At 69.0% G+C, this 5,048-nt stretch carries 6 protein-coding genes and 1 pseudogene; 3 read left to right on the forward strand and 4 right to left on the reverse strand.

Annotated elements, in window-relative coordinates:
- Positions 1 to 524, forward strand: a 524-nt coding sequence (locus AC2VOR_RS15420) for an NAD(P)/FAD-dependent oxidoreductase (RefSeq protein ID WP_486964068.1), incomplete at its 5' end; no start/stop codon positions are given.
- Positions 525 to 737: 213 nt separating this feature from the next.
- Here the strand turns inward: AC2VOR_RS15420 and AC2VOR_RS15425 are convergent.
- Positions 738 to 1,343: a PE family protein gene (locus tag AC2VOR_RS15425; RefSeq protein WP_369738640.1), complete on the reverse strand. Its 606-nt coding sequence runs from the start codon at positions 1,341 to 1,343 to the stop codon at positions 738 to 740.
- Between the two features lie 375 nt (positions 1,344 to 1,718).
- On the opposite strand from AC2VOR_RS15425, the pseudogene AC2VOR_RS15430 reads away from it, so the two are divergent.
- Positions 1,719 to 2,210 (forward strand): annotated as a pseudogene (locus tag AC2VOR_RS15430) (beta-ketoacyl synthase N-terminal-like domain-containing protein); the annotation flags it as partial.
- A gap of 238 nt (positions 2,211 to 2,448) precedes the next feature.
- On the forward strand, positions 2,449 to 3,366 hold the full coding sequence (locus AC2VOR_RS15435; protein WP_486964069.1) for a universal stress protein: 918 nt from the start codon (positions 2,449 to 2,451) through the stop codon (positions 3,364 to 3,366).
- A gap of 86 nt (positions 3,367 to 3,452) precedes the next feature.
- On the opposite strand, the gene AC2VOR_RS15440 is transcribed toward AC2VOR_RS15435, so the two are convergent.
- The 3 genes from AC2VOR_RS15440 to AC2VOR_RS15450 form a co-directional block, all read right to left on the reverse strand.
- Positions 3,453 to 3,599, reverse strand: a complete 147-nt coding sequence (locus AC2VOR_RS15440; RefSeq protein WP_486964070.1) for a hypothetical protein — start codon at positions 3,597 to 3,599, stop codon at positions 3,453 to 3,455.
- Positions 3,600 to 3,821: 222 nt separating this feature from the next.
- A complete protein-coding gene (locus tag AC2VOR_RS15445; protein WP_369738643.1) occupies positions 3,822 to 3,986 on the reverse strand; it encodes a hypothetical protein in 165 nt (54 codons plus the stop codon).
- Positions 3,987 to 4,129: 143 nt separating this feature from the next.
- Positions 4,130 to 4,819 (reverse strand): hypothetical protein, encoded by a 690-nt coding sequence (locus tag AC2VOR_RS15450; protein ID WP_369738644.1) that lies wholly within the window; start codon positions 4,817 to 4,819, stop codon positions 4,130 to 4,132.
- Positions 4,820 to 5,048: the final 229 nt, after the last annotated feature.

The following is a 5,048-nucleotide window of genomic DNA, read 5'->3' on the forward strand; positions in this document are numbered from 1 at the left end:
TCGGCGCCCACGGCGTGCAGGCCGATCCCACCCTGCAAACCAATCTGCGCCACATCTACGCCTGCGGCGACGTCAACGGGAGAACTCCTCTCTTTCACGCCGCGGTCCGCCAGTCCGTGGCCGCCGCGGCGAACATCCTGGCAGGTGATCACCACGCCGACGCCGTGGACTTTCTGTCAACTCCCACAACGGTCTTCACGCTTCCCGCCGCCGCCTACGTCGGTCTGACCCGCGCATCTGCGGCGGCAGCGGGAATCTCGATCGAAGAGAGTGCCTACTCATTTGCCGAGGACAGCCGGGCACAGATCTTCGGCGAAACCCAGGGCGAGATCCGGCTGTTCTTCCAAACGGGTTCACTGCGGCTGGTGGGCGGTTGGGTCGTCGGAATCGACGCAGGCAACCTCATCGGCCAGATCGGGCTCGCAGTCTCGCGCGGACTGGACGCCCGAGACCTCGCAGCCTTCGCCGACCAGCACCCGATGAGCGCCGAAGGAATCTCCCGGGCGGCCCGAAGCCTGTTTTAAGGCGTGGGACGCCAGCAGGCCCGCAATGCGCCGGCGCCGTTGGTGTGTCCCGGCACCGACCCGCTGCACCGCTGGGCACGCCCAACCTGGTGGCGGAAAAAGCCGTCGCTCGCTTAACGCCGCCACGGGGTGCTGCCGATCAGCATTTGGTACTCGTGCCGGGATGGGCGTGCCGCTCGGCCGGCACAGCAAAACGCCGGGCCGCGGTCGCAATCAGATCAGGGCCCCACCGGACTGTTCGCCGGTACCGTCCGGCCCGGACTGATCGTCGTTCTCGACCACCGCCGACGCCAGCGCCGGCCCGGCGGCACCGCCTGCCGACGCGCCCTGGGAGAACGAGCTGATCGCGCTCGGTGGCCCGGTGGCAACACCCAGGACCGTCGATGCGGCGCCCGCCGCGGCCAGCAGCGCCGACGCCACGGTCCCCGCGGCCGGCACCATCGCCGACGGGTTCACCGCCGCGACCCCGTCGAGCAGGTTGGCCAACAGCGGGGTGCGGGCCGCCGACCCGGCCGCGCCGGGCAGCGTCGCCGAGCGAATCAAGCCCGCCGCCGCGTCGTCGGCCTCTGAATAGACGCGGGCGATGTCCATCAATGCCGCCCCCGCTCGCGCGAGCTCCTCCTGGGCCGCGCTGGTCAACGCCAGCATCGCCTCACCCTCGGCCGCGAAGCTCGCCGCCGCCTGCAGGGAGACCTCTTCGGCCCCGGCGGGCGCCAATCCGGCAACGGCCGGTAACGCGATGGCGCCGGACCCCAGCCCGCGGGCGGCCACCTCGATCAGTTTCGCCCCGATGGCGGCGGCGGCCGGATCAATGGACATCTCCATGTGCGTAGTGCTCCCGTGAGCTCGTCCGCGGCCACACGCCGTTCGCCGGCAGGCCCGGATTCGTCGGCGACACAACTGATCCTAGTGGCCCCGCCGGGGTGCTCCCGACGCTTTTCGCGGCCCGAAACCCCGCGACAGTTCGCGAATCGTCGAGGCGAACCGTCAGCCAGAAAACGAAGAGTTCACGGCTCTGCGCAGCCGATGGCATTGCCGAAAAGGGCCTGGCGTCCTGGCCTTTTGGCGTCGGCACACCCCCGGTACGCCGCTACCGGCGGGCCGCGGGCGCGTGCTTCGATGGCTGCGGGGCCGCGCGTGCGCCGCAGCGTTTCTTCACCCCCCGAGGCACCCTAGAAAGGCCCGACGACACCGATGAGACCGTTGGCTACGGGAAACGGGTTTCCCGACGCGGTGGTCACGGGCATCGCCATGACGACCGCGCTGGGGACCGATGCCGAGACGACATCGCAGTGCCTGCTCGACAGCCAAAGCGGCATCCGCACGCTCGATGACGCGTTCGTCGAGGAGTTCGAACTGCCGGTGCGCATCGGCGGGCATCTCCTCGAGGTTTCGAGCTGACCCTCCCCGAGATGCGCCGCATGAGCTACCTGCAACGCATGTCCACCGTGGTCAGGCGGCGGGTACGGGACAACGCGGGCCATCCCGATGGTCGACCCCGACCGGTTGATGGTCTCCATCGGCACCGGCCTCGGCTCGGGTGAGGAACTGGCCTTCAGCTAAGACGACATGCGGGCCTGCGGGGCCGGGGCGGTGTCACCGTTGGTCGTACACAAGTACATGCCCAACGCCGCAGCGGCGGCGATCGGGCTGGAGCGCCACGCCAGGGCCGGCAAACCCCGGCCCGGCAGATACGACTACGCCATCAACAACTCGGGTTCGCCGGACACAACGTCGCGCTCGCCTTCGGCCGGTACTGTCCCGGCGCCCGGTCCACTTCACCTTCACCCGGCCGCGGGCGAGCCACGCGCGAGGCAGTAATGCCCTCGAGATAGGGACCAAGGCCTCCTGACGCTGCGCGTCCGGCCGCCTAGGGTCGAGCATCATCGCCGATTCGGCTATGCGCTCGCGAAGGGAGACTCGGATGTCACCTCGACAGGCGTCCGCGGAGATTCTGGTCGCTGTCGACGGCTCGCCGTCGTCGTTGGCGGCCGTCGAATGGGCGGCCCGAGACGCCGCATTGCACGAGGCGCCTTTGCGGCTGGTGCACGTGGCCCCGGCGATCACCGAATTCTTCGGTCCCGTGCCGCCGGTGCCGCCACCTGGCGAGTACTCGTCCTGGCAGGAACAGCACGCGCACCAGATCCTGGAGGAGGCGCACAAGATGGCCGCCAAGGCGGCCCAGCCTCATGGCGCCTACCAGATCACCAGCGACTTGCTCTACGACGCCCCGATACTGCCCACCCTGATCGATCTGACCAAGGCGGCCCAGCTGGTGGTGGTGGGCTGCCGTGGCCAGACGGCGGTGGCCCGCGCCGTGCTCGGGTCTGTCAGCTCCGGCCTGGTCTATCACGCCAAGTGCCCGGTTGCGGTCATCCACGACGAGGACTCGCTGGCGACCGTCAGCTCGCACGCCCCCGTCGTGGTCGGCGTCGACGGCTCGCCGGCCTCGGAGCTGGCGACCGAGATCGCCTTCGACGAGGCGTCCCGCCGCGGCGTGGGGCTGGTGGCTCTGCACGCGTGGAGCGACATGGGCCCGTTGGGCTTCGGGCGCCCCGGCCAGGCCCCCGTCGAGTGGGCGAACTTCGAGGTTCGCGAGGGGGAGGCACTCGCCGAGCGGTTGGCGGAATGGCAGCAACGCTATCCGGACGTGGCGGTCAGCAAGATCGTCGTCAGCGATCGACCGGCACCCCGGCTGCTCCAACAGGCCGAGACCGCCCAGCTCGTGGTCGTCGGCAGCCACGGTCGCGGCGGCTTCAGCGGCATGCTGCTGGGCTCGGTCGGCCGCGCGGTCGTCAATGCCGCGCGGATACCGGTCATCGTCGCCCGGAGTCCCGAATAACCCTGCCGGACGGCGCGTTTCACCGGATCGACAGGCCGCTCAGCTGGCGGCGGGATTGGTCTTGTCGACCGACGTGCGTCCGGCAGCTAGCCGGCCTGCACCAGCTGTTTCATCGGCTTGTCGCAGCAGACCTCCGAGTGCTCGTTCTCCGAGGTGCACGGGCAGGGCTTCTCGTAGACGAGCACTGCCCCGCACTCCTCGCACTCATACCGGGCTCCGGCTCTACGGGACATGAGGACCTCCTCCTCGGTTTGGGGCGCCCCGGAATCGGGTGCCGCCGTGTTCGACGTAACTAGGTCTGCGGGGCGGTCAGCGGGCTCCCCAGATCCCGGACCATCGGCCGCCCACGCGGGGCGGGTCGGCTCGTTCGGTCATGAATGGAATGATCGCGTGTGCACAACCGCGAGGTCTAGGGACCATCGGCCCTAAACACGTCCTGCCCGGATTCCTGGGGATCAGCCGGCGCGCGTGGCGTGGACGACGTTGCACGGCAAGTGAATGCGGGCGTTCTCGAGGAGCGGCAGGATCGCGGCCATGTGTTCGGCCATTCGCCGCATCTGGTCGGCCTGCCCGGGTGCACTATCGCTGCCCGTGATAGCGCCGAGAGCTTCGAGTTCCATCGACCGCGGTTGGGCCGCTCCGATGTCCCACGGGGCGCCGTCGGGAGCGGGCGCCCCCCCGGGCACGCGGCTTCGCCGCGTTAGAGCCTCCCATAGGATTCCCCTGTTGCGCCGGAAGGGTTCTGACGCGGGCGGGCTTTTGGCTACTGCGAAGGATTCCTGCCGACCGCGAACCATTCGACCTTGGCCTGCCACGAGCGCGCGGAACCGTATGCGAAACCGATCGCGCCCAGGCATGTGCACAGCCAGACCGGCAGGGTGATGTCGACGCCGACCTCGGCCGTGGCCACCTGGATCACGGTCGCGGCAACACCGAAGGCGGCCGAGGCCAGATAGAGGTTGGCGGTGGACGTGGAGCGGGGATCCCTCCGCAGGATCAGCAGCACCCGGCCGGCGTAGAGAAACAGATAGACCAGCATCGTCCCGAGCACCAGCCAGTAGGCTCCGAACCAGAAGGTTCTGACGTGGGCCACGAACAGGTCCGGCTGGTATTTCTCGTCGGCGAGGACAAACGTCGCCACCAGCAGCGGAACACCGATGCGCACCGGCGTCTCGACCTGCCGGCGGAAAAGCCCGCGAACCTGCTCGGCGCCGTTGAGCCGGGCCAGACCGTGGTGAATTATCGCCGTGACCGCGACGACCAGGCAGAGATGGGCGAACAGGTCTTCGACGTTCCACCGCCGGAAAATGTGGTGGAGCGGCGGCCCCAGATGGGCCGACGCGCACGGCGACATGAGCAACACCGCGCAGCCTTGCAGGGCGATGTTGAGGCTCGCGCCCGCCTCCCACCGGGAACGCCAGGTGTGACGGCGGATCCACAGACTCCATACCAAGGCAGCCAGTGTCGTGAGGATGAGCACGCACTTCATTGCTCGCGACCGACCGTTTTGCCCAACCGCCGTCAGATCGACGGCTTGTGCGGGTCCGGGCTCAGATCCCGCAGTCGGGACGGGTGGGGCGCCGAATCGACGTATTCGGTGACCGCTTCCGGCGGGATCAACCCGTAGCGGACCTGCAGGTCGACCGGGTTCAAACCGAAGTAGGTGGCGACCCTGATCAGAT

The sequence above is a fragment of the Mycobacterium sp. TH-M103 genome (assembly GCF_057473785.1).

What these genes read in the sequence shown, in the direction of transcription:
- AC2VOR_RS15425 (WP_369738640.1), bottom strand. Translation starts at nt 1,343, where the DNA reads ATGTCCATTGATCCGGCCGCCGCCGCCATCGGGGCGAAACTGATCGAG.
- AC2VOR_RS15435 (WP_486964069.1), top strand. Translation starts at nt 2,449, where the DNA reads ATGTCACCTCGACAGGCGTCCGCGGAGATTCTGGTCGCTGTCGACGGC.
- AC2VOR_RS15440 (WP_486964070.1), bottom strand. Translation starts at nt 3,599, where the DNA reads ATGTCCCGTAGAGCCGGAGCCCGGTATGAGTGCGAGGAGTGCGGGGCA.
- AC2VOR_RS15445 (WP_369738643.1), bottom strand. Translation starts at nt 3,986, where the DNA reads ATGGAACTCGAAGCTCTCGGCGCTATCACGGGCAGCGATAGTGCACCC.